At 67.3% G+C, this 1,277-nt stretch carries 1 protein-coding gene; it reads left to right on the plus strand.

Going from position 1 to position 1,277, the window contains the following annotated elements; translation table 11 throughout:
- Positions 1-1,181: efflux RND transporter periplasmic adaptor subunit (locus tag G3N61_RS39110; RefSeq protein ID WP_205825124.1), on the plus strand; the 1,181-nt coding region annotated here is incomplete at its 5' end.
- Positions 1,182-1,277 lie beyond the last annotated feature (96 nt).

The following is a 1,277-nucleotide window of genomic DNA, read 5'->3' on the forward strand; positions in this document are numbered from 1 at the left end:
TTCCATACCGCTTAATCACTGCTGCAACGGCCGCCGTTTTCCTGGCCGCGTGCGGAAAAAAAGAATCGGCACCGCCGCCGCAAACGCCGGAAGTCGGCGTCGTCACCGTCCAGCCGCAGGCCGTGCCCGCGGTAACCGAACTGCCGGGCCGCACCAGCGCGTTCCTCGTTGCACAGGTGCGTGCACGGGTCGACGGCATCGTGCTGCGCCGCGAATTCACCGAAGGCACCGACGTCAAGGCCGGCCAGCGTCTCTACAAGATCGACCCGGCGCCGTACGTCGCCGCGCTGAACAGTGCAAAGGCGACGCTTGCGAGGGCGCAGGCGAACCTCGTCACGCAGAACGCGCTGGTCGCGCGCTACAAGGTGCTGGTGGCCGCGAACGCGGTCAGCAAGCAGGACTACGACAACGCGGTGGCCACGCAAGGGCAGGCCGCGGCGGACGTCTCGGCCGGCAAGGCGGCGGTCGACACCGCACAGATCAACCTCGGCTACACCGATGTCGTGTCGCCGATCACCGGTCGCGTCGGCATCTCGCAGGTGACGCCGGGCGCGTATGTGCAGGCAAGCCAGGCGACGCTGATGTCGACGGTCCAGCAACTCGACCCGGTGTATGTGGATCTCACGCAGTCGAGCCTCGACGGGCTGAAGCTGCGCCAGGACGTGCAGAGCGGCAAGTTGAAGACGAGCGGCCCGGGTGCGGCAAAAGTGTCGCTGATCCTGGAAGACGGCAAGACCTATTCGGAGCCGGGCAAGCTGCAATTCTCGGACGTGACGGTCGACCAGACCACCGGCTCGGTGACGATCCGCGCGATCTTCCCGAACCCGGGCCGCGTGCTGCTGCCGGGCATGTTCGTGCGCGCACGGATCGAGGAAGGCGTGAACGAGAACGCGTTCCTGGTGCCGCAGATCGGCGTGTCGCACGACCAGAAGGGGCAGGCGATCGCACTGGTCGTGAACGCGTCCGACAAGGTCGAGACGCGTCAGTTGACGACCGCCGGCACGTCCGGCCAGGACTGGATCGTCGAAGGCGGTCTGGAAGCGGGCGATCACGTGATCGTGCAGGGCGTCGACAAGGTGCGCCCGGGTGCGACCGTGAAGACGGTCCCCGCGCAGCTCGCCCCGGCGGCCAATGCCGCACCGGGTGCGGCTGCCACCACCGCCGCGCCGGCTGCCGGCTGATTCCGCTCGTCGACAAGAACAGCGACGGCGAGCTGCTCAAGCGCATCAAGAGCATCCGCAAGAAATTCGCGCAGGAAATCGGCTTCCTGCCGCCGG

Source organism: Burkholderia sp. Ac-20349 (genome assembly GCF_017104865.1).
Classification (GTDB): domain Bacteria; phylum Pseudomonadota; class Gammaproteobacteria; order Burkholderiales; family Burkholderiaceae; genus Burkholderia; species Burkholderia aenigmatica.